The 19,886-nt window shown below is 65.2% G+C and carries 20 protein-coding genes; 14 read left to right on the top strand and 6 right to left on the bottom strand.

Going from position 1 to position 19,886, the window contains the following annotated elements; translation table 11 throughout:
- The first annotated feature begins 16 nt into the window (after nt 1-16).
- The 3 genes from gmk (at nt 17) to ADAD_RS0102010 (ending at nt 2,310) form a co-directional block, all read left to right on the top strand.
- On the top strand, nt 17-694 hold the full coding sequence (gene gmk, locus ADAD_RS0102020) for a guanylate kinase (RefSeq protein WP_010408667.1): 678 nt from the start codon (nt 17-19) through the stop codon (nt 692-694).
- Nucleotides 695-765: 71 nt separating this feature from the next.
- Nucleotides 766-1,158, top strand: a complete 393-nt coding sequence (locus tag ADAD_RS0102015) for a hypothetical protein (RefSeq protein ID WP_010408664.1) — start codon at nt 766-768, stop codon at nt 1,156-1,158.
- Nucleotides 1,159-1,215: 57 nt separating this feature from the next.
- A complete protein-coding gene (locus ADAD_RS0102010; RefSeq protein ID WP_010408663.1) occupies nt 1,216-2,310 on the top strand; it encodes a hypothetical protein in 1,095 nt (364 codons plus the stop codon).
- A gap of 234 nt (nt 2,311-2,544) precedes the next feature.
- Here ADAD_RS0102010 and ADAD_RS0102005 read toward each other — a convergent pair whose 3' ends face one another.
- The 3 genes from ADAD_RS0102005 to ADAD_RS0101995 form a co-directional block, all read right to left on the bottom strand.
- Entirely contained in the window at nt 2,545-3,351 is an 807-nt protein-coding gene (locus ADAD_RS0102005) for an SDR family oxidoreductase (RefSeq protein ID WP_029139834.1), read from the bottom strand.
- Between the two features lie 163 nt (nt 3,352-3,514).
- Nucleotides 3,515-4,654, bottom strand: a complete 1,140-nt coding sequence (locus ADAD_RS0102000; RefSeq protein WP_010408660.1) for an acyl-CoA dehydrogenase family protein — start codon at nt 4,652-4,654, stop codon at nt 3,515-3,517.
- A gap of 4 nt (nt 4,655-4,658) precedes the next feature.
- Nucleotides 4,659-5,837, bottom strand: a complete 1,179-nt coding sequence (locus ADAD_RS0101995) for an acyl-CoA dehydrogenase family protein (RefSeq protein ID WP_010408658.1) — start codon at nt 5,835-5,837, stop codon at nt 4,659-4,661.
- A gap of 225 nt (nt 5,838-6,062) precedes the next feature.
- Here ADAD_RS0101995 and ADAD_RS0101990 point away from each other — a divergent pair, with 225 nt between their 5' ends.
- The 4 genes from ADAD_RS0101990 to ADAD_RS0101975 all read left to right on the top strand — a co-directional run bounded on the left by ADAD_RS0101990 (nt 6,063) and on the right by ADAD_RS0101975 (nt 11,216).
- A complete protein-coding gene (locus tag ADAD_RS0101990; RefSeq protein ID WP_010408656.1) occupies nt 6,063-7,529 on the top strand; it encodes an MFS transporter in 1,467 nt (488 codons plus the stop codon).
- Between the two features lie 99 nt (nt 7,530-7,628).
- Nucleotides 7,629-8,921: an acyl-CoA dehydrogenase family protein gene (locus ADAD_RS0101985; protein ID WP_010408655.1), complete on the top strand. Its 1,293-nt coding sequence runs from the start codon at nt 7,629-7,631 to the stop codon at nt 8,919-8,921.
- A 139-nt stretch (nt 8,922-9,060) separates the two neighbouring features.
- A complete protein-coding gene (locus ADAD_RS0101980; RefSeq protein ID WP_010408654.1) occupies nt 9,061-10,146 on the top strand; it encodes a Zn-dependent alcohol dehydrogenase in 1,086 nt (361 codons plus the stop codon).
- Nucleotides 10,146-11,216, top strand: a complete 1,071-nt coding sequence (locus ADAD_RS0101975) for a phosphotransferase family protein (protein WP_010408653.1) — start codon at nt 10,146-10,148, stop codon at nt 11,214-11,216. Before ADAD_RS0101980 ends, ADAD_RS0101975 begins: the two co-directional genes overlap by 1 nt.
- A 4-nt stretch (nt 11,217-11,220) precedes the next feature.
- Here ADAD_RS0101975 and ADAD_RS0101970 read toward each other — a convergent pair whose 3' ends face one another.
- Nucleotides 11,221-13,575: a S8 family peptidase gene (locus tag ADAD_RS0101970; RefSeq protein ID WP_272941318.1), complete on the bottom strand. Its 2,355-nt coding sequence runs from the start codon at nt 13,573-13,575 to the stop codon at nt 11,221-11,223.
- A 281-nt stretch (nt 13,576-13,856) separates the two neighbouring features.
- On the opposite strand from ADAD_RS0101970, the gene dapD reads away from it, so the two are divergent.
- From dapD to ADAD_RS0101950, 4 genes are all read left to right on the top strand, one after another.
- Nucleotides 13,857-14,678 (top strand): 2,3,4,5-tetrahydropyridine-2,6-dicarboxylate N-succinyltransferase, encoded by an 822-nt coding sequence (gene dapD / locus ADAD_RS0101965; RefSeq protein ID WP_010408651.1) that lies wholly within the window; start codon nt 13,857-13,859, stop codon nt 14,676-14,678.
- Nucleotides 14,679-14,748: 70 nt separating this feature from the next.
- Nucleotides 14,749-15,036 carry a hypothetical protein gene (locus ADAD_RS0101960; protein ID WP_010408650.1) on the top strand — a complete coding sequence of 96 codons (288 nt, stop codon included), beginning with the start codon at nt 14,749-14,751 and terminating at the stop codon, nt 15,034-15,036.
- 50 nt (nt 15,037-15,086) lie between these two features.
- Nucleotides 15,087-15,317: a DUF2945 domain-containing protein gene (locus tag ADAD_RS0101955; protein WP_010408649.1), complete on the top strand. Its 231-nt coding sequence runs from the start codon at nt 15,087-15,089 to the stop codon at nt 15,315-15,317.
- A 3-nt stretch (nt 15,318-15,320) separates the two neighbouring features.
- On the top strand, nt 15,321-15,512 hold the full coding sequence (locus ADAD_RS0101950) for a DUF3008 family protein (protein ID WP_010408648.1): 192 nt from the start codon (nt 15,321-15,323) through the stop codon (nt 15,510-15,512).
- Nucleotides 15,513-15,533: 21 nt separating this feature from the next.
- On the opposite strand, the gene ADAD_RS0101945 is transcribed toward ADAD_RS0101950, so the two are convergent.
- The gene (locus ADAD_RS0101945; protein WP_010408647.1) at nt 15,534-16,805 is read right to left on the bottom strand and encodes a dipeptidase; all 1,272 of its coding nucleotides are present in this window, start codon (nt 16,803-16,805) and stop codon (nt 15,534-15,536) included.
- Between the two features lie 70 nt (nt 16,806-16,875).
- On the opposite strand from ADAD_RS0101945, the gene ADAD_RS0101940 reads away from it, so the two are divergent.
- Together ADAD_RS0101940 and ADAD_RS0101935 are read left to right on the top strand one after the other, a co-directional pair.
- Complete coding sequence (locus ADAD_RS0101940) at nt 16,876-17,313, top strand: cupin domain-containing protein (RefSeq protein WP_010408646.1); 438 nt, start codon at nt 16,876-16,878, stop codon at nt 17,311-17,313.
- Nucleotides 17,314-17,328: 15 nt separating this feature from the next.
- On the top strand, nt 17,329-17,727 hold the full coding sequence (locus ADAD_RS0101935; RefSeq protein ID WP_010408645.1) for a DoxX family protein: 399 nt from the start codon (nt 17,329-17,331) through the stop codon (nt 17,725-17,727).
- Here the strand turns inward: ADAD_RS0101935 and ADAD_RS0101930 are convergent.
- Entirely contained in the window at nt 17,724-18,308 is a 585-nt protein-coding gene (locus ADAD_RS0101930) for a YbhB/YbcL family Raf kinase inhibitor-like protein (protein ID WP_010408644.1), read from the bottom strand. The genes ADAD_RS0101935 and ADAD_RS0101930 overlap by 4 nt on opposite strands.
- Nucleotides 18,309-18,472: 164 nt before the next feature.
- Here ADAD_RS0101930 and ADAD_RS0101925 point away from each other — a divergent pair, with 164 nt between their 5' ends.
- On the top strand, nt 18,473-19,885 hold the full coding sequence (locus ADAD_RS0101925; RefSeq protein ID WP_010408643.1) for a S41 family peptidase: 1,413 nt from the start codon (nt 18,473-18,475) through the stop codon (nt 19,883-19,885).
- Nucleotide 19,886 lies beyond the last annotated feature (1 nt).

Raw genomic sequence — 19,886 nt, 5'->3', positions numbered from 1 at the left:
GCCCCTGCGGCGTCCAATGGCGGACATGGCCGAGCTTTCGCATACTCCCGCAGCACCCAGCGCTTCCCCCGACACCCTGCACCGCCGGGGGCTGATGTTCATCCTCTCCTCCCCCTCGGGCGCGGGCAAGACGACCATTTCCAACATGCTGCTGGCAGCGGACCCGGCGATCAAGCTGTCGGTTTCCGCCACCACCCGCCCCATGCGCCGGGGCGAGGAAGACGGCGTGCATTACCATTTCGTGGACGATGCGGAGTTCGACCGGCTGCTGGAAGAAGACGGCTTCTACGAATGGGCGCATGTCTTCGGCCACCGCTACGGCACGCCCAAGGGCCATATCCGCGCCGCGCTGAAGGACGGGCAGGATTTCCTGTTCGATATCGACTGGCAGGGCACGCAGCAGCTTTACCAGAAGGACCAGCAGGATGTGGTCCGCGTGTTCATCCTCCCGCCCAGCCTTGGGGAATTGCGCCGCCGCCTGACCGGCAGGGGAACCGACAGCCAGGAAATCATCGATGCCCGCATGGACCGCGCGCGGGCAGAGATCAGCCACTGGGATGGTTACGACTACGTGGTCGTCAACGACGACGTCGACACGTGCTTTGCCAAGGTGCGTGAAATCCTGAATGCGGAGCGGATGAAGCGCCAGCGCCAGACCGGGCTGATCGACTTCGTCCGCGATCTGATGGGCTAGGCCGGCAATACGCGCTGCAATTCGTCGCGTCCCGCTGGCAATGGCTGCGCCGAGCGGCTAGCGGGCCGATCGTGCTTCGCGCCCTCGTCTTCCTCTCGATCCTCGCAATCGTCTCGCTGGCGAGCATGCCGTTCGGCTACATGCCGGACCGGGCAGAGAACGGCGCGTTCGTGCTGCGGATATGCGACGGCACGATGCCGATGGATCACGGCGCCGCCGGTGAAGCGAGCGCGATGGCGATGCATGCGGACGGCCATGCCCCCGGCGACAGCCCGGACGCTGCTTCGGACCATGAAACGCGGTGCAACTACGCGGTCGCCGCCGTCGCGTCGCTGCCCGATGGCCCCGTGGTACCCGAAAGCATGCCGGTGCCTGCGATGGAGGTGCCGGACCTGCCCGATACGCTGACCGGGATTTTTCCTGCCAGCCTTCCGCCATCCACCGGGCCGCCGCCCACTGTCTGACACACGTTTCCGGCGCGAAAGCCGGTTTCGATTCCCTTTCAGACAGGAAAATATCACATGAAGACCGTCAACTTTCTGGCGGGGGCCACGCTGGCTCTCGCCCTGTCCGCCAATGCCACCTCCGCCTCTGCACATAATGTCCATGCGGACGACCATGCCCCGATCGGGGTTATGGGCGATCATGCCCACAAGAAGGGCGAATTCATGATCTCCGCCCGCGTCATGCACATGGAGATGAGCGGCAATCAGATCGGCACCGACGATGTGTCGCCCGATACCATCGTCACCACCGTGCCCAACCGCTTTGCGGGAATGCCGGGCCAGCCGCCGACGCTGCGGATCGTGCCGACCGAAATGCGCACCGACATGGTGATGCTGGGCGCGATGTACGCCCCGGCCGACGCGGTGACGCTGATGGTGATGGCCAATTACCTGGAGAAGGAGATGGACCACGTCACCTACATGGGCGGCATGGGCACGAATGTGCGGGGCACGTTCCAGACCAACCCCAAGGCGCTGGGCGATACCAAGGTTTCGGCACTGTTCCCGCTGCTAGGCCACCCGGAAGCGGGCTCCATGGACACAGACGAGCTGACCCTGAAGGCGGGCGTCAGCCTGCCGACCGGATCGACCGACGAGACCGCGCAGATCCTCACGCCCATGGGTGGCACGCCGACCGTGCGTGCGCCCTACATGATGCAGGCGGGCAGCGGCACCTTCGATCTGGAACCGGCGATCACCTACAAGGGCCGTCGCGGAAGGATCGGCTTCGGCGCGCAGGCCAGCGCGTCGATCAGGCTGGACGACAACAAGTGGGGCTATGCCTTCGGCGATGCGTACGAAGGGACCGCATGGCTCAGCTATCGGCCCGCGCAGTGGCTCAGCCTGTCGGGCCGCGTGAAGGGGCGCACCATGGGGCAGGTCGAAGGAATCGATCCGAACATCATGGGGCCGGTGCAGACCGCCAATCCCGATTTCCAGGGCGGTGAACGCATCGATCTGATCGGCGGGATCAACCTTGTCGGCACGCATGGCCCGCTGGCCGGCCATCGCCTTGCGCTGGAGATCGGCGCGCCGGTCTATCAGGACCTCAACGGCCCGCAGATGGCGGGCGACTGGATGCTGACGCTGGGCTACCAGAAGGCATTCTGATCGCGCGGGGGAGCGGGCTTTTGCGAGGGTCCGCTCCCCTGTTCAGCGCCGATTTTCCTACTTCGCGCAGCTGCGCTAGGCACGGGGTGGGCTCTTTCGCATCGTTGGCGCACTTTACGCAGAAAGGGGCGAACCTTGCGGCCCGCCCCTTCTGAAGAAATCGCGGTCTGCCCCCTTCGCAAGGGCAGCAGTTTTTCACCCCCTGGACACTGTGTCAGGTGTGTCAGGCCCACGCTATTCGCCGGACGCATCGGCGAAGTTGCCCGCGCCGATATTGGCGTTGACCACGCCGCCGTCGATCGGGATCGTCGTCCCCACCACGTAGTCGCCCGCCCGGCTCAGCAGGTAGATCGCGCCTGCCGCCATATCCTCGGTCACGCCCACGCGGCGCGAAGGAATGCCGCGCTTCACGGTCTCCGCATTGTCGCGCGCGGCGCGGTTCATGGCACTGGGGAAGGCGCCCGGCCCGATCCCGTTGACCACGATGTTGTCGTTGATGAGGCGCGCGGCCATCCTGCGCGTGAGGTGGATGAGGCCCGCCTTGCTCGCCTGATAGGGGTAGGTTTCCCAGGGGTTGGACTTCATCCCGTCGATGCTGGCGATCATCAGCACCTTGGCCGGGCGCTCCGGCGTCGCCGCGGCCTTCAGCAGGCCGTGCAGCTTCTGGGTGAGGAAGAACGGCGTTTTCAGGTTCAGGTCCATCGTGCGGTGCCAGCCAGCCTCGGTGAAATCCTCGAAGGGTTCGCCCCAGGCGGCGCCCGCATTGTTGACCAGCAGATCGAGCTTGTCCTCGCGGGCAGCGAGTTCATCGGCCAGCTTCTGGATGCCTTCCATCTGCGACAGATCGCCGACCAGGCCGATCACCTTGTCGCCCAGTTCGGCGCTGGTTTCGTCCACCTGCTCCTTCTTGCGGGCGACGATATAAACCTTGGCGCAGCCCGCTTCGAGCAGGCCTTCCACGATCATCTTCCCGATCCCGCGGCTGCCGCCGGTAACCAGCGCGATCTTGCCTTCGAGACCGAAAAGGTCGGTGAGTTTCATCATTGTTTTCTCTCCCTTACCCCCTCCTCTTGAGAGGAGGGGCAGTGAGACTTGGCGGCTTGCCGCCTAGTCGCAACGGGGTGGTGCGATCACGCAGAACGACGCTGGCGCGTCGCGAACCACCCCCCAACCCCCTCCTTTGAAAGGAGGGGGAGTGAAAGACTCAATACCCGCTGAGTTCCGCAACGCGGCCAGCGTGGTAGTACATGTCGCCGAGGAATTCCTGCAGCGCGCGCTCGCGCTTCATGTACAGGCCGATGTCGTATTCGTCGGTCATCCCGATGCCGCCGTGCATCTGCACGCCTTCGCGCACCGCAAGGCCGGCCGCCTTGGCGACCTTGGCCTTGGCAACGGAGGTCATCAGTTCGGCCTTCTCGCTCTCGCCGTCGACCAGCTGTGCAGCCTTGAGGACCACGGCCCGCGCGATCTCGACCTCGGAGTAAAGGTGCGCGGCACGGTGCTGGAGCGCCTGGAACGTGCCGATCAGCGTGCCGAACTGCTTGCGCTGCTTGAGGTAATCGACAGTCATGTCCATCGCCCCGCGCGCCACGCCCACGCCTTCGGCAGCCGCGCCGACGCGGCCCGCACGCAGCATCGCGTTGAGAACTTCGCGCCCGCCATCGACCTCGCCGATCACCGCATCGCCATCGAGATCGACGCCGTCGAAAGTGATGTGGCTGGCCATCGAAGAGTCCACCAGTCGCACGCTGTCATGGCTCATTCCGCTCGCATCCTGCGGCACGGCGAAAAGCGTGATGCCGTCGGTGTCGCTATCGCTGCCCGAGGTGCGGGCGGCGACCACGATCATCTCCGCGCTGGCGCCGTAGACCACGAAGTCCTTCTTGCCGCTGAGCTTGAAGCCGTTGCCCGACTTCTCCGCCTTGCAGGCGATGCGTTCGGGCCGGTGCTTGGGGCCTTCGTCGATCGCGACCGCGTAGACGTTCTTGCCCGCGACCAGATCGGGCAGCCAGCGGCCGCGCGTATCGTCGCTGCCGTGCTTCAGGGCGGTGGCGGCGAGCACGGAGCTGGAAAGGAAGGGCGACGGGGTGAGGTTCGCGCCGATCTCCTCCAGCACGATGTTCGCCTCGACCTGGCCCATGCCCAGTCCGCCATCCTCTTCGGGAAGCAGGATGCCGGTGAAGCCCATCTCGCCGAACTGCTCCCACAGGCCATGGCCGAAGCCATCCTTGCAGTCGCGGTCGCGCCAGTGGCGCAGCTGTTTGGCGATTGCGCCTTCCTCGCGCATGAAATCGCTGGCGCTGTCGGCCAGCATCGCCTGATCGTCGTCGTAGTAAAGTGGCATGGGTTCAGGCTCCCGGGAGTTCGAGGATACGTTTGGAAATGACGTTCAGCATGATTTCGGACGTGCCGCCCTCAATGCTGTTCGCCTTGGTGCGAAGCCAGCTGCGCGCGGGCTTGCCGTTTTCGGTCTCCTCGCTTTCCCATTCGAGGGTGCGGGAGCCGCCCGCCGCCATCAGCAGTTCGTGACGACGCTTGTTCATTTCGGTGCCCGCATACTTGAGCATGTTGGGCTGGGCGGGATGGCCCTTGCCGATCTTCACCTCGTCGAGGAACTTCTCGCTCATCGCGGTAAAGGCCAGCGCGTCGACATCGAACAGCGCCATCTCGGACCGCAGCACCGGGTCGAGCTCGCCCTGGCGGCTGGTGACGGCACCCAGCGAGGATGCACGGTCGACGCCACCGGTGGCGGAAATCATCTCGCGCTCGTGGCCGAGCAGGTACTTGGCGACATCCCAGCCGCGGTTGATCTCGCCGACATAGGCCGGGATATCCTCGCCGTAGGACTTGGGCACCTTCACATCGTCCATGAAGGTTTCGCAGAAGGGGCTGTTGCCGCTGATCAGCTTGATCGGCTTGGTCGACACACCGTCATTGGTCATGTCGAACAGCATGAAGGTGATGCCCTGGTACTTGTTGTCCTTGTCCGTGCGGACGAGGCAGAAGATCCAGTCTGCTTCGTCGGCATAGGAGGTCCAGATCTTCTGGCCGTTGACGATCCAGTGATCGCCCTTGTCCTCGCCATAGGTCTGCATCGAGACGAGGTCCGATCCGCTGCCCGGCTCCGAATAGCCCTGGCACCAGCGAATCTCGCCGCGGGCGATTTCGTTGAGGAAGCGCTGCTTCTGGCCTTCGGTGCCGAAGTGCAGCAGCGCCGGGCCGAGCATCCAGATGCCGAACGAGCTCAATGGCGGGCGCGCGTTGATCCGCGCCATTTCCTCGCGCAGGACCTTGGCCTCGGGCGCCGAAAGTCCGGCGCCGCCATAGTCCTTCGGCCACATGGGCACGGTGTAGCCCTTGTCGCGGCAGGCTTCGAACCACGCCTTCTGCGCGTCGTTCTTGAACTGGGCGTTGCGCCCGCCCCAGTAGACGTCCTTGTCGGTTTCCACCGGCTCGCGCATTTCGGGCGGGCAGTTGGCTTCGAGCCAGCTGCGCGTTTCCGCGCGGAATTGCTCCAGATCGGCCATGTATCTCTCTCCTCGGTACGCGGCGGAGCGGTCGTAGACTCTCGCCGCCGATGCTTTGCTGACGCCTTCGTAAAGGCAAGCGAGCCCCTGCTGCAAGCGCACATTCGTAAAACGGGTATGCCGTAGCGGCAGGGCGATTGCGCTTGCACGCAACGACACAGCCCTTAGTGTTACGTGTACGTAAGACGCGGCCAGAAAAGCGCCGCCGGGAGAGATTTTCACACCATGGCTTTCACCCAAGGCCCGCTGCCGATCCGCCTGCGGCTGACCCAGGGGCTTGGCGCGATGGCCTTCGGCGTGAAGGACAGCGGCTTTTCCTTCTTCCTGCTGATCTTCTACAACCAGGTGCTCGGCATGGATGCCGGGCTGGTCGGGCTGGCGCTGGCACTGGCGCTGGTGGTTGACGCGGTGCTCGACCCGCTGATCGGCTATTTCTCCGACCGGACCTATACCAAATGGGGCCGCCGCCTGCCGTGGCTGTACATCGCGCCATGGCCGCTGGCGATCATGTGGATCTTGCTGTGGTCGCCGCCGGGCGGCGAAGCCCCTAGCTTCCTGGGCCTGCTGGGCATCGCAGTGGGCGTGCGCGTGCTGCTGTCGGCTTGCGAGGTGCCGCAGGTCAGCCTGCTGCCCGAAATCACTGCCGACTATGACGAGCGAACCACGCTGTTCCGGTATCGTTACCTGATGGGCTGGGGCGGCGGTATCCTGATGATGGTGCTGGCCTACACTGTGTTCATGCGCGGGCCGGACGGGATACTGGAGCCGGAAGGCTATGTCGGCTTCGGTATCGCAGGCGCGGCGATCATGGCACTCTCCGTCATCGGATCGGCGCTGGGCCTGCACAAGCTGGTCGCGCATCCGCCGGCCAAGCGCCCGCCCCCGTTCCGCTGGCGCGATGCCTTTGCGGAGATCAAGGAGGCGTTCAGCGAGAAGGCGTTCCTGATCTTCGCCGCCGGGGCGATGGCGGCCTATATCAGCCAGGGGACCACGTTTTCGATCTCCAACTATCTCAACGTGTTCGTCTGGCAGCTCGACCAGGTGGAGATTCCCGGCCTGCCGATCCGGTTGACCGGGCTGACCGCCTATCCACTGGTGCTGTTCCTCAGCGCGGTACTGATGTTCATCGTGGTCAGCCCGCTGCACCGCCGCTTCGGCAAGGCCTATACCGCCGCGGGCGGCGCGCTGGCGGCCTTCGTGCTCGCCTTCATCCCCTATATGCTGTTCCTGCTCGGCGCATGGCCGCAGGTCGGCACGCTCAATTCGACCATGCTGTTCTACCTGTTCCTGGTCTTCGCCAACGCATCGGGCATCGTCTCGATGATCTCCGCGTCCTCGATGGTGGCCGAGATCATCGAGCTGTTCGAGGAACGCACCGGGGAGCGGGCGGAGGGCAAGTTCTATGCAGGCAACTGGCTGGTCCAGAAATGCGCGACCGGCGCGGGGATCTTCATTTCCGGCCAGATCATCGCGCTCGCCCAGATGCCCGCAAAGGCCAAGGCCGGCGAGGTCGGGATGGACGTGCTGACCCCGATGATCCTGCTTTACGGAGGGGTATCCCTGATCCTCGCGGTGATCGCCGCCTACTGGCTCGCCCGCTTCCCGATCACGCGCGAAAGCCACGAGGCGCGGCTCGCGCTCCTCGACGATGCGGCACGGGCCGACGCGGAAGGCGAGGTGCTGCCGCCATAATTGACGCAACAGGGTTGGCGCAGGCGCGCGGCTCTGCCACCAGACGTTTTAATCGCATACCTGATATTCGAAGACAGTCCGAAACAAGAGAGGCCATCCATGGATTTCCAACCGACCGAACGGCAGACCCACTGGCGCGACCGCGTGCGCGATTTCATCGAGAAGGAAGTGCGCCCCGCCGTCCCGACCTACAAGGCGCAGGATGCCGAGGGCGATCGCTGGAAGGTGATCCCTGTGGTCGAAGAGCTGAAAGAAAAGGCCAAGGCCAAGGGCCTGTGGAACATGTTCATGCCCCCGCGCAACGACAGCCACCATCACGTTGACGAGACGTTCGAGTTCGAGGGCCCCGGCCTCACGAACCTTGAATACGCGATGGTTGCCGAGGAGCTGGGCCGGATCGGCTTTGCCAGCGAAACGATGAACTGCTCCGCGCCCGACACCGGGAATATGGAAGTGCTCCACCGCTACGGCACGCGCGAGCAGAAGGAACAGTGGCTCGACCCTCTGATGAACGGCAAGGTTCGCAGCGCCTTCCTGATGACCGAACCGCAGGTCGCCAGCTCGGATGCGACCAACATCGAAACCTCGATCATCCGCGAGGGCGACGAATACGTCATCAACGGGCGCAAGTGGTGGTCCAGCGGCGCCGGCGATCCGCGTTGCAAGGTCGCCATCGTGATGGGCAAGAGCGATACGTCCGCCCAGCGTCACCAGCAGCAGTCCATGATCCTGATGCCGCTGGACGCGGAAGGCGTGACGGTCGACCGTCACCTGCCGGTATTCGGCTACGACGATGCGCCGCACGGGCACATGGAAATCACGCTGAAGAATGTCCGCGTGCCCGCCTCGGCCATGCTGCTGGGCGAAGGCCGCGGGTTCGAGATCGCGCAGGGCCGCCTCGGCCCGGGCCGCATCCACCACTGCATGCGCACGATCGGCGTAGCGGAAGAGGCGCTGGAAAAGATGTGCAAGCGCCTGCAGGCGCGCGAAGCCTTCGGCAAGCCGATCTACAAGCACTCGATCTGGGAACAGCGCGTGGCGCAGGCCCGCATCGATATCGAGATGACGCGTCTTCTCTGCCTCAAGGCCGCCGACATGATGGACAAGGTCGGCAACAAGGCCGCCAAGCAGGAAATCGCGATGATCAAGGTCGCCGCGCCCACCATGGCCCTCAAGATTATCGATGATGCGATCCAGGCCCACGGCGGCGCGGGCGTGTCGAACGACTTCGGCCTGGCGCAGGCCTACGCCCACCAGCGCACGCTGCGGCTGGCGGATGGCCCGGACGAGGTCCACGCCCGCTCGATCGCGCGCATGGAATTCGCTCGCCACGCGCCGAGCGAGGACGAGATGGAGACCTACAGCTCGGGCGACATGGGCGCCACGCGCTAACGCAACTCACCCCCTCCTCAGCTGAGGAGGGGGTCTGGATGCCAGCGCCAACCCGCGCACCACCCCGCTTCGACCAGGCAGCACGCCGCCAAGTCTCGCTGCCCCTCCTTGCGAGGAAGAGGGGGGCTCAGGAGGAAAAATGACCAAAGCAGCCATTCTCGAAAAACCCGGCGAACCGATGGTGATCGGCGAGATCGAAGTCGCCGACCCGGCACCGCATGAAGTCCTGATCGACACGAAGGCGTGCGGCCTGTGCCATTCTGACCTGCATTTCATCGACGGCAAGTATCCGCACCAGCTGCCGCTGATCCCTGGGCACGAAGCCGCGGGCGTGGTCCGCGCGGTGGGCAGCGAAGTGACCATGGTGAAGCCCGGCGACCACGTGGTCACCTGCCTTTCCGCCTTCTGCGGCCAGTGCGAATTCTGCGTCACCGGTCGCATGGCGCTGTGCCTTGGCCAGGGCACCCGGCGCGCCAAGGACGCCGCTCCGCGCCTGTCGAAGGATGGGGCGCCGGTGCACCAGCTGCTCAACCTGTCGGCCTTTGCCGAACAGATGCTGATCCACGAACACGCCTGCGTGGCCATCGACAAGGACATGCCGATGGATCGTGCGGCGGTGCTCGGCTGCGCGGTGACCACCGGCGCGGGTACCATTTTCAATGCGATCAGCCTGACGCCGGGCGAAACAGTCGCAGTGATCGGTTGCGGCGGCGTGGGCCTTGCCGCGATCAACGCCGCGAAGATCGCGGGCGCGGGCATGATCATCGCCGCCGACCCGCTCCCCGAGAAACGCGCGCTCGCCGAGACGCTGGGCGCGACGCACACGGTAGACGCGCTGGCCGAGGACGCGGCGACGCAGATCGTCAAACTGACCGGCGGCGGCGTGCACTACGGGATCGAGGCGGTCGGCAGGCAGGCCTCGGCGGACCTGGCGGTCGCTTGTCTGCGACGCGGCGGTACCGCGGTGGTGCTCGGCATGATGCCGCTCGACTGCAAGGTGGGCCTCGGCGCGATGGACCTGCTCGGCGGCAAGAAGCTGATGGGCGCGATCATGGGGATGAACCACTTCCCGGTCGACCTGCCGCGCCTCGTCGATTTCTACATGCGCGGCCTGCTCGATCTCGACACGATCATCGCCGAGCGGATCGGGCTGGAAGACATCAACGCGGGCTTCGACAAATTGAGAGAGGGGCACTCTGCGCGCAGCATTGTGATGTTCGACTGATGGCGAAGATCGACTACGAAAAGGAAATGGTCGGCACGATCGACGTGCCCGAGGCCGACAAGCTGGACGAAGCGGCGCTGACCGCCTGGTTCGAAGCGAATGTCGACGATTTCGAAGGGCCGATGGCGCTTTCGAAGTTCAAGGGCGGCCAGTCCAACCCGACCTACAAGGTCGAAACCGGCAACCGCAACTACGTGCTGCGCCGCCAGCCCTTCGGCAAGCTGCTGCCCTCCGCCCATGCGGTGGACCGCGAATACAAGGTGATGAGCGCGCTGGGTCCGACCGGCTTCCCCGTACCGCGCACCTTCGGCCTGTGCGAGGATACCGACGTGATCGGCTCCAAGTTCTTCGTCATGGAACTGATCCAGGGGCGCAACCTTTGGAACGGCTCGCTGCCCGATTCCTCGCCGGAGGAGCGCCGCGAGATCTACCACGCCATGGTCGATACGCTCGCCGATCTGCACACCACCGATCCGCAGAAAATCGGCCTCGGCGATTACGGCAAGCCGCAGGATTACTGCGCGCGCCAGATCGCCCGCTGGACCAAGCAGTACAAGCTGTCCGAGACCGAAGAGATACCGGAAATGGAAGCGCTGATCGCGTGGCTGCCGGAAACCGTGCCCGAACAGCACGCAAGCGGCATCGTCCATGGCGACTACCGGCTCGACAACATGATCTTCCAGCCGCAGGCCAACTCGGTTGCCGCCGTGCTCGACTGGGAATTGTCGACGCTGGGCGATCCGATCGCGGATTTCAGCTACTTCGTGCTCAACTGGCACAATCCGTCCGATGGCCGCGCGGGCCTGGGCGGGGTCGATATCGAAAAGCTCGGCATCCCGTCGGCGGAAGAGGTGACGCAGCGCTATGTCGAGCGGACCGGCTACCCCGTGCCCGACATGGACTGGTACTTCGCCTTCAACCTGTTCAAGTTCGCGGGCATTATTCAGGGCATCAAGAAGCGCGTGATCGACGGCACGGCATCCTCGGCCCATGCCAAGCAGATGAGCGAACGCGTGCGCCCGCTGGTGCAGACCGCCTACGGCTTCGCCAAACGCGCGGGGATGGACTGATCCGCTAGAAACCCCGGCTCCATCGCACGATCAGCCCCGCGTCGTCGGGCGCGGCGGCGATGTGGCCGGGCTCGCTGCGGTAGAACAGGCTGGTGGCGAGCACGCCATCGAGCACCTCGCCCGTCCAGGCGATTTCGCCCATCAGCTCGCGCCCGTCGGGCGCCAGAGACACGCGGCGCAGGGCGAAATCCGCGCTTTGCGTCGCGTAATCGTAGCTGTCGGGCAGATCGAGTACCAGAGCGCCAGTCGTTACCCTGAGCGGCGAGGCAAACCGGAAGCCGAGCCGGTCCCCCGCCTGGAACAGGCCCCGTTTGCTGGCGTCGAAGGAAAAGGCGAGACTGCTGAAGCGTGTACCCGCGTCCACGTTTCCACCGGCATTGGCGCTGGTCGTGCCGTATCGGCCCTGCGCACCAAGGCTCCAGCCATCGCCCAGATCGAGCGCGGCGGCCCCATCGGCAAAGATGCTCTGCGCGCCGCGCGATCCGAAACTGTCATGCAGATACGCACCCAGCACGGTGCGATTCTCGCGCAGCAGGTCCACACCCAGCGTCAGGTCGAGCGGGCCGAACTGCCGGTCCGCCGTCACGCCGACCCGCGTCAGGCCGAAGCCTTCGCGCCGCAGCCCGATGATATCGCGCCCCTGCCGTGCCGCGCCGGTCAGCGCCTCGCCGGTTCCCGCGCTCAGGGTGATGGCGACTGGGCCGAGGTCGCGGCGAACCGCCGCGCTCTGGCGGTCGCGGTGGGCGAAGCCCAGCTCGCCCGCAGCCCCCGGTGCGATCAGGAATGCCGGCCGCTCGCGGCCCTGCAGCTGGGCCGAAAGCCCTTCGGGTCCCTCGGCAAAGGCGAGGCCGATTTTGGTATCGGGCGCAATCCGCATAGCCACCCTGGCCGCCAGAACGCGCGCCGCGTCGCTCTGCTCATGCGAAAGGCGAAGGGGTGTCAGAGGCGTTTCACGCTCGTCCATGCGCCGCTGGTCCAGCGTGAAGGCCATCGCCACCTGCTCACTGCCCACCGCAACGCGCCGCAACCCGGTCTGCGCCGCCCTTTCAAGCAATCGGTCGGCACTCGCCACGCGCGCGCGCGACGCCAGATCGTAGGTATAGGCCCGGTCGTACTTGTCGAGAACGATCCCCGGAAGCGACGCCCCACGCATCGCGTCACCCATCGGCCCCGAGGCGATCACGATATCGTCTGCCAGCGAAAGCGGGCGCTGCGTTCCCGCCATGCTCGTAGCCCCTTGCGGAGCGAAGGCTCCGACCAGATCGAGGATGCCCCGCCCGTAGATAGCATCGGTGCCGGCTGCCCCTGCATCGCGGGCGGTATCGAGCAGGATTTCCACGATCTGCTGGCCCGTCAGGTTGGGAAAGGCCTGCGCCAGCAGAGCCACCGCCCCCGCGACCTGAGGGGTGGCGAAGCTGGTGCCGGAAAACAGCGTCACGAAGCTGGAATTGCCCTGCTGTTCGACCTTGAGGACGCCGTTCTCGTAGGCGCAGCACAGTCTCTCCCCCCGGGCGGTGAGATAGTCTGTGGCGAAGTTGCCAGCCCGATTGCTGAAATCGGATATCTGCCCATTCTCGTCGACCGACCCGACGATGATGACCGCGCCATTGCCCCCTGCAAGCGTGCCGACAGCAAAAGGATCGGGATTATCGGGGTCGAGCGCGGGGTCCGTAGTGTCGCCGTCATTCCCCGCGGCCACGACGATGACGATACCTGCCTGCGCGGCGCGGCGGACCGCGTCCACCAGGCCCTGACTGGGCGTCCCACCCCCCAGGCTGAGGTTCACGACCCGCGCGTTGGCGGCGATTGCAGCATCGATGCCGCGGGCGATGTCGGCGTCGGCAAACCTGCACCCGGCGAGATCGCCGTCGCCTTCGTCTGCCGTGCAGCTGTTCGGCCGGTCGGCACGCAGGACGAGCAGGCTGGCCTCGTAGGCCAGCCCGACGATGCCCGCGTGGTCGAGCGCGGCGGCCGCGATCAGCGCGACATTGGTCCCGTGATCGTCGACCCCGTCGATACCGCGCGATCCTGCGACATCGCGCGATGCCGGCAGGATGCGGCCGGTAAATTCGGGGCTATCGCTGTCGATGCCGGTGTCGATGATCGCGATCGCGGAGCCCCGGCCCGTGATGCCCTGCTGCCAGGGGGTTATGGCATTGTGAAACTCCGGCCCGTCGGACCGCTCCACTTCCCGCGTATCGAAGCTGGTTACCGGCGGTGGCGGCGGCGGCGGGGGAGGTGGTGGAGGCGCGGGCGCCGGGGCCGGCTGAGGTGGCAGGGTGGAGACGCCGCCGCCTCCGGAGCCGCCGGAACAGGCGCCCAGCAGCACAATGGCGCTGAGGGCAACGCCGGTCTTCAAGACCGTTCCGCGGTGATATGAGATCAAGACAAGCCCCTATTGTGCCAGTGTTTTTTCGACGGTGGCACGCACGCTAGAGCCATGTGGTAAACGATGGCTGAACCAGCCGGGCGCGGATCAGGGCTCTGCATCAAGACTGGCCGGAGGGTTCGGAACAATATCATGGCACGCGAGGGCGGCTTGTGCCGCTGTCACCGCGCGGCTAGCAACCTGCCCCTGCCCTCGCGGACGCGTGGGCGGACGCCGGAATATGGGGCGAGAAGCGACAGGAGCATGCGAGGATGAGTGACGACCAGCGGCTGGTGATCGAACAGGCGTGGGACAATCGTGCCGACCTGGATACCGGCGATGGCGATCTGCGCGATGCGGTCGATGCGGCGATTGCCAGCCTCGATGATGGCAGCGCCCGCGTTGCGCAGCCGGACGGAGAAGGCGGCTGGCAGGTCAACCAGTGGCTCAAGAAGGCGGTGCTGCTGTCTTTCAGGTTGAGCGACAATCGCCTGATGGACGGTGCCGTGGGCTCGCCCGCCTTCGACAAGGTGCCGAGCAAGTTCGCCGGCTGGGGGGAAGAGCGCTTCCGCGAAGCGGGCTTCCGCGTCGTGCCGGGCGCAATCGCACGGCGCGGCAGCTTTATCGGCAAGAACTGCGTGCTGATGCCCAGCTTCACCAATATTGGTGCCTATGTCGGTGAGAACACGATGCTCGACACCTGGGCAAGCGTGGGCAGCTGCGCGCAGGTCGGTGCAAATTGCCATATTTCCGCCGGAACCGGGATCGGCGGCGTGCTGGAGCCCTTGCAGGCGAACCCGACCATTATCGGAGACAACTGCTTCATCGGCGCGCGCTCCGAAATCGTCGAAGGCGTGATCGTGGGCGAAGGCAGCGTGATCGCCATGGGCGTGTTCATCACCCAGTCGACCAAGATCGTGGTGCGCGAGACCGGCGAAGTGCTGCGCGGCCATATTCCGCCTTATTCGGTCGTGGTGCCCGGTACGCTCCCGGCGAAGGATGGCGGTCCGGCGCTCGCCTGCGCGGTGATCGTCAAGACGGTTGATGCGCAGACCCGCGAGAAGACCGGAATCAACGAGTTGCTGCGCGACTGACAAGACCCATAGCGGAACTGCGCGGCGGCCAAGCCGTTTGATGAGCGCGGTGGACGGGAAAGGAAAAACAATGACTCAGAACAAGAACGGCGAAACTCACATCAGCGAACAGGACGTAACCGGGGGCAGCAAGGAAGGCGTGGTACGCTGGGTCCTTGGCGTGGGCCTCGTGCTCGCGGTGGTCGCCCTGTCCCTCATCTGGATCATCCCCGCGCTGACGCAGGGCGATGCAGAGGAAGAAGCGACCGTTGCCGGGACGATGGAAGCGACGAGCGACAGCGAAGGTAACGACACGGACGGCGTCGTCCTTGAAGAAGACCTCGGCGACGAAGGCTTCAGCGAGGAACCCGCCGACTGACTGCGGGTTGATCCGGTCGAGACGTGACAGCGGCCAGGAGCCTCTTTTCGATGAGCAATTCCAACAGCTTCCAGAGCGACCAGTACGTCCAGTGGGACTGGGGCAATGGCACCGCCAAGGGCCAGATCACCGAACGCTTCGAACGTGAAGTGACCCGCACCCTGCAGGGAAGCGAGATTACCAAGCAGGGCAGCGAGGATAATCCGGCCTACCTCATCAAACAGGACGACGGTGACGAGGTGCTCAAGCTGGGCTCCGAAATCGAAGCACAGGAGACCTGAACGATGCCGAAGGCAAAATCCAAGAAACAGCAACAGGCGGCGGGCGCAGCGCTCGCCGCCAAGCGCGGCGAGCAGAAGAAGTCAGACCTTCAGGGTGCGTCGGTCGGCATGTACGAAAGCATGACCGAGGACGAGCTTGAGGAAATGGCGTCGACCGACCGGGACGACCTGCCCGAAGAAGCCGACGACGACTAGTCTCGCACGCTGGAGCGCCCGTCAGCGCTCCTCATCGATCGCATATTCGTAGGGCGGCACATCCGCCATCGCCGCGCTGGCCGCCTCCACCGCGCGCATCACGCGCATCATGTTGCGAAAGCTGATCTTTTCCAGATCGGCCTGGCTGTAGCCGCGCCGGGCAAGCTCGGTGAAGAGCGCTGGATAGGTCGAGACATCCTCCAGCCCGTCGGGCGCGAAGGGGATGCCATCGTAATCCCCCCCGATGCCGATCGAATCGATCCCGGCGACCGCCCGCACGTGGTCTATGTGGTCGGCCATGTCGCCAAGGTCGGCAGGCGGATAGGGGTTCGCCTCGTCCCAGGCCGCCAGAGCCGCCGCGACCGCTTCCGGCTGGCCTTGCCACAATGCCTTGAGTCGGGCTTCCTCCGCATCGCGGTTTGCATTCCACACACGCGCATCCTCGCTGATGAAGCCGGGGACCGCAGTCACCATCACGATTCCGCCGTTCTCGCCCAGGCGACGCAACACGGCGTCGGGCACATTGCGCGCATGGCCGTTGAGCGCGCGCGCGGAAGAATGGCTGAAGATCACGGGTGCGCGCGCCACATCGAGCGCGTCCATCATGGTCGCTTCGGACACGTGGCTCAGGTCCACCACCATGCCGATCCGGTTCATCTCGCGCACCAGATCCTTGCCGAAGCCGGTCAGCCCGCCATGCTCGGGATCGTCGGTCGAGCTGTCGGCCCAGGGGGTGTTGCGGCTGTGGGTGAGTGTCATGTAGCGGGCACCCAGATCGTACATCTGGCGAAGAACCGCGAAGCTCGATCCGATCGAGTGGCCGCCTTCCATACCCAGCAGACCTGCGATCTTGCCCTGCGTGCGTGCCTGCTCGACGTCGTCCGCACTCAGCGCGAGCGACATGTCCTCCGGATAGCGGGCGATCAGGCGCTTCGTCACGTCGATCTGCTCCAGCGTCATCTGCACCGCTTCGGGCTCGTCGAGAGAAGCGGGTACGTATACGGACCACCACTGAGCCCCGACCTTGCCCGCCCTCAGCCGCGCAAGGTCGGTATGCATCGCGCTGCGCGTGTCGGTTTGCGTGTGCCCGGTATGCTCGAAATCGAAATCCTCGATCTCGTTGCCCGCGCGGCTGCGCAGCTGGATAGGGACATCGTTATGACCATCCCACACCGGCGCGGCTTCCAGCGCTGCCTCGGCGATTTCCTCGGGGCTCTGGGCGGCGAGCGGTGCACACGCGAGGGCGGCAAGCGCACAGGCGCCAAGAAGATTGGTGGTGCAACGGTGCAGCATGTGGTGACTCCCGGACAAGTTCGCGGCTAGGCATACCGCCGCGCGAGCAAAAGGGAAGCAGCAGACCGAGATGACCGAAGCACGCACCCTGATCGAGGCCCACGGGCTCGAACCCCACCCCGAGGGCGGCTGGTACCGCGAGACCTGGCGGGGGCCGGCACCCGATGGCCGTGCCACCGCGACCATGATCCATTTCCTGCTGGAAGCGCACCAGAGCTCTCACTGGCATCGGGTGGATGCCGACGAGCTTTGGCTGTGGCACGCGGGCGATCCACTCGCCCTGCGGATCGCGGAGGACGAGGACGCAGCGGTCGAAACCCTCGTTCTGGGGGATACCGAAGGGCCCGTGCGGCTGTGGCAGGGTGTCGTGCCCCAAGACCAGTGGCAGGCAGCGCAGCCGTTGCCCGGGCCGCATGGCTATGCCTTCGTCAGCTGCATCGTCGCGCCCGGTTTCGAATTCGCCGGGTTCGAACTGGCCGCGCCCGGCTGGGCGCCCAGACGCGCCTGATCGCGGACCCGACCTGTGGCACGCATCATCACGCGCTGGTTTCTGGTGGCCGCCTACCTTGCGGCGGGGGTGCTGCACATTGCGGTGCCAGCACCGTTCCTCGGCATCATGCCGCGCTTCGTACCCCTGCCCGAAACGGTCGTTTTCTGGACGGGCGTGGCCGAAATCCTCGGTGCGATCGGCTTGGCGCAGGGCGCGTCGCCTGGCCTGAGGCGTGCGGCCGCCATCGGCCTGGCGCTTTACGCACTGTGTGTGTGGCCCGCCAATATCCAGCACATGATAGACGATCTGGGCGGCAGTGGCGGGCTCGGCCCTGCCTACCACATCCCCCGCATGATCGCGCAACCGATCATCATCTGGGCCGCGTTGTGGGCAGGCCGCGTAATCGACTGGCCCTTCACGCCACGCGCCTAGCCTTCGGCGTCGTCTTCCAGATCGACGAAGTCCTCTTCGTCCGACCCGCTATAGGTCGCGGTCAGCACGCTGGCGGCGATGACGTGCCCCTCCATCGCAGCGAACAGCTCCGCCTTGCCCGCGCCGGGCATCAGAGCGATCGGCAGGTCGAGAGCAAAGAGCTGGAACACGAAATTATGTGGCTTGCCCTCTGGATCGACCCGCGGGAGCAGCCAGTCTGAATTGCCCTGGTCGTTCTTCCCCGTACGCGGCGGCGCCTCGCCTTCCAGCAGCTTGCCGTGCTGGGCCGTCAGCCCCCAGACGAGCCAGTGGCAGGTCGGTTCATCCGTGCTCGCATCCTCGACCACGAGAACCATTTCCTCCGCCAGCTTGGGCGGCGCGGTCCATTCCATGGGCGGAGCGACAGCGTCTTCCTCGTCCGCGGTAAAGCAGGGGTCCAGTTCCTCGCCCTGCCCGAAAGCAGGGCTCGAAAGCGAAAAGCCGCCCTTGCCGATCACTTCGCGCGAAGCGAGCCGGGCCACGGCAAGCCCGCTATTGGCCGGGCAGGATGAGGGCAGAATGGCGGAAAGCCAGTCGGTCATGCGTCGATTCTCCGTAACTTGAGGGGCTTGCTAGGCGTTTGTGCGCAGCGATGTAAGGGTGGTGGTGCACTCCTCAACCCATGGAGCCGCAAGCGATTGCTGATGGACAATCTGCGGCCCCTCCGAATAGATTAGAGGTTAAAGTTTTGGAGAGGATGTCAAGAATGTCCGCCGTTCGCGCGTTGCTTTCGCTCTTCCTTGCCGGCGCTCTGGCCGCCTGTGGGAGCGATGGCGCCACACCGCCCAGGGCAAACACCCCCACGGCATGTTCGCTTTCCGACCGCAAGGCCTGGGTGCTCGACCAGCTGCAGACCTACTATCTCTTTCCCGATCTGCTGGCGGCCAACGTCAATCCGGACAATTACGCCTCGGTGCAGAGCTACATCGATGCGCTCGTCGCCCCTGCGCGCGCTGCGGGCCGCGATCGCGGGTTCACCTACATAACCTCGATCCAGGAAGAGCAGGATCTGATCAATTCCGGCTCCTCGGCAGGGTTCGGTTTCCGTCTGGGATACGACACGGTCAACAACCGCGTCTTCGTTCTGGAAGCCTTCGAGAATGCGCCCGCCTTCCCGCAGGGTTTCGATCGTGGCACCGAAATCCTCTCGGTCGGTGATCAAACGACCGCCAGTCTGCTCGCCTCGGGCGGCTCCGCTGCCTTCAGCGCCGCGCTCGGCCCCAGCGAGCCCGACGTGACGCGCAGCTTCACGGTCCGGCAGCCCGGGGGCACGCAAAGCAGCGTGACGGTCACCAAGGCCGAATATTCTCTCGATCCGATTTCCGACCGCTACGGGGCGCAGGTGATCGATAACAACGGGACGTTGGTGGGGTATATCAACCTGCGGACTTTCATCGTGGAGAGCGCGGGGCCGCAGCTGCGCACCGCGATCGACGGGTTTCGCCAGCAGGGTGTGACCGAAGTCATCCTCGATTTCCGCTATAATGGTGGCGGACTGGTTTCGGTGGCCGAGTTGCTCGGCGATCTGCTCGGCGCCGATAAGGCGACAACGGATGCGACCCCTGCCCAGAATCGCAATGTTTTCAGCCAGACGCTCTTCCGGCAATCGCTGTCGAACAACAACGAGATCAAGTATTTCCAACCGGCAGCCGGGGCCATCCCTGCAACCAGGATCGCCCTGATCGGGACCGGCGCCACGGCCTCGGCCAGCGAACTGGTCGGCAATGCCTTCATCCCCTATCTGGGCAACGACACCGCGCTGGTCGGCAGCAATACGTTCGGCAAGCCCTCCGGCCAGATCGCACGCGATCGTCCCGCGTGCGACGATCGGCTGCGCGTTCTCGCCTTCCGCACGGTGAACGCGGCTGGCGGCGGAGACTATTATAATGGCCTCGCCGAAGTTTATCCGGCGACCTGCGCGGCGCGGGACGATTACCTCAATCAGCTGGGATCGGTGGCAGAGGATTCCACCGCAACCTCTCTGAGCTTCCTTCGCGGCGGGACATGTACCGCGATCACAGCGAGCGGAACGCAGGGTGCGGCCTCGGGCCGCAGGGTTCAGGTAATGAAGTCCGATGCACCCTCAGCCGCGCAGTACCAGATACCCGGCCTGTTCTAGA

Source organism: Citromicrobium sp. JLT1363, assembly GCF_000186705.1.
Lineage (GTDB): Bacteria > Pseudomonadota > Alphaproteobacteria > Sphingomonadales > Sphingomonadaceae > Alteriqipengyuania.
The sequence above is the reverse complement of the archived record's forward strand: the minus strand, read 5'-3'. Positions and strand labels throughout refer to the sequence as shown.

What these genes read in the sequence shown, in the direction of transcription:
- gmk (WP_010408667.1), top strand. Translation starts at nt 17, where the DNA reads ATGGCGGACATGGCCGAGCTTTCGCATACTCCCGCAGCACCCAGCGCT.
- ADAD_RS0102010 (WP_010408663.1), top strand. Translation starts at nt 1,216, where the DNA reads ATGAAGACCGTCAACTTTCTGGCGGGGGCCACGCTGGCTCTCGCCCTG.
- ADAD_RS0102005 (WP_029139834.1), bottom strand. Translation starts at nt 3,351, where the DNA reads ATGAAACTCACCGACCTTTTCGGTCTCGAAGGCAAGATCGCGCTGGTT.
- ADAD_RS0102000 (WP_010408660.1), bottom strand. Translation starts at nt 4,654, where the DNA reads ATGCCACTTTACTACGACGACGATCAGGCGATGCTGGCCGACAGCGCC.
- ADAD_RS0101995 (WP_010408658.1), bottom strand. Translation starts at nt 5,837, where the DNA reads ATGGCCGATCTGGAGCAATTCCGCGCGGAAACGCGCAGCTGGCTCGAA.
- ADAD_RS0101990 (WP_010408656.1), top strand. Translation starts at nt 6,063, where the DNA reads ATGGCTTTCACCCAAGGCCCGCTGCCGATCCGCCTGCGGCTGACCCAG.
- ADAD_RS0101985 (WP_010408655.1), top strand. Translation starts at nt 7,629, where the DNA reads ATGGATTTCCAACCGACCGAACGGCAGACCCACTGGCGCGACCGCGTG.
- ADAD_RS0101980 (WP_010408654.1), top strand. Translation starts at nt 9,061, where the DNA reads ATGACCAAAGCAGCCATTCTCGAAAAACCCGGCGAACCGATGGTGATC.
- ADAD_RS0101975 (WP_010408653.1), top strand. Translation starts at nt 10,146, where the DNA reads ATGGCGAAGATCGACTACGAAAAGGAAATGGTCGGCACGATCGACGTG.
- dapD (WP_010408651.1), top strand. Translation starts at nt 13,857, where the DNA reads ATGAGTGACGACCAGCGGCTGGTGATCGAACAGGCGTGGGACAATCGT.
- ADAD_RS0101960 (WP_010408650.1), top strand. Translation starts at nt 14,749, where the DNA reads ATGACTCAGAACAAGAACGGCGAAACTCACATCAGCGAACAGGACGTA.
- ADAD_RS0101955 (WP_010408649.1), top strand. Translation starts at nt 15,087, where the DNA reads ATGAGCAATTCCAACAGCTTCCAGAGCGACCAGTACGTCCAGTGGGAC.
- ADAD_RS0101950 (WP_010408648.1), top strand. Translation starts at nt 15,321, where the DNA reads ATGCCGAAGGCAAAATCCAAGAAACAGCAACAGGCGGCGGGCGCAGCG.
- ADAD_RS0101945 (WP_010408647.1), bottom strand. Translation starts at nt 16,805, where the DNA reads ATGCTGCACCGTTGCACCACCAATCTTCTTGGCGCCTGTGCGCTTGCC.
- ADAD_RS0101940 (WP_010408646.1), top strand. Translation starts at nt 16,876, where the DNA reads ATGACCGAAGCACGCACCCTGATCGAGGCCCACGGGCTCGAACCCCAC.
- ADAD_RS0101930 (WP_010408644.1), bottom strand. Translation starts at nt 18,308, where the DNA reads ATGACCGACTGGCTTTCCGCCATTCTGCCCTCATCCTGCCCGGCCAAT.
- ADAD_RS0101925 (WP_010408643.1), top strand. Translation starts at nt 18,473, where the DNA reads ATGTCCGCCGTTCGCGCGTTGCTTTCGCTCTTCCTTGCCGGCGCTCTG.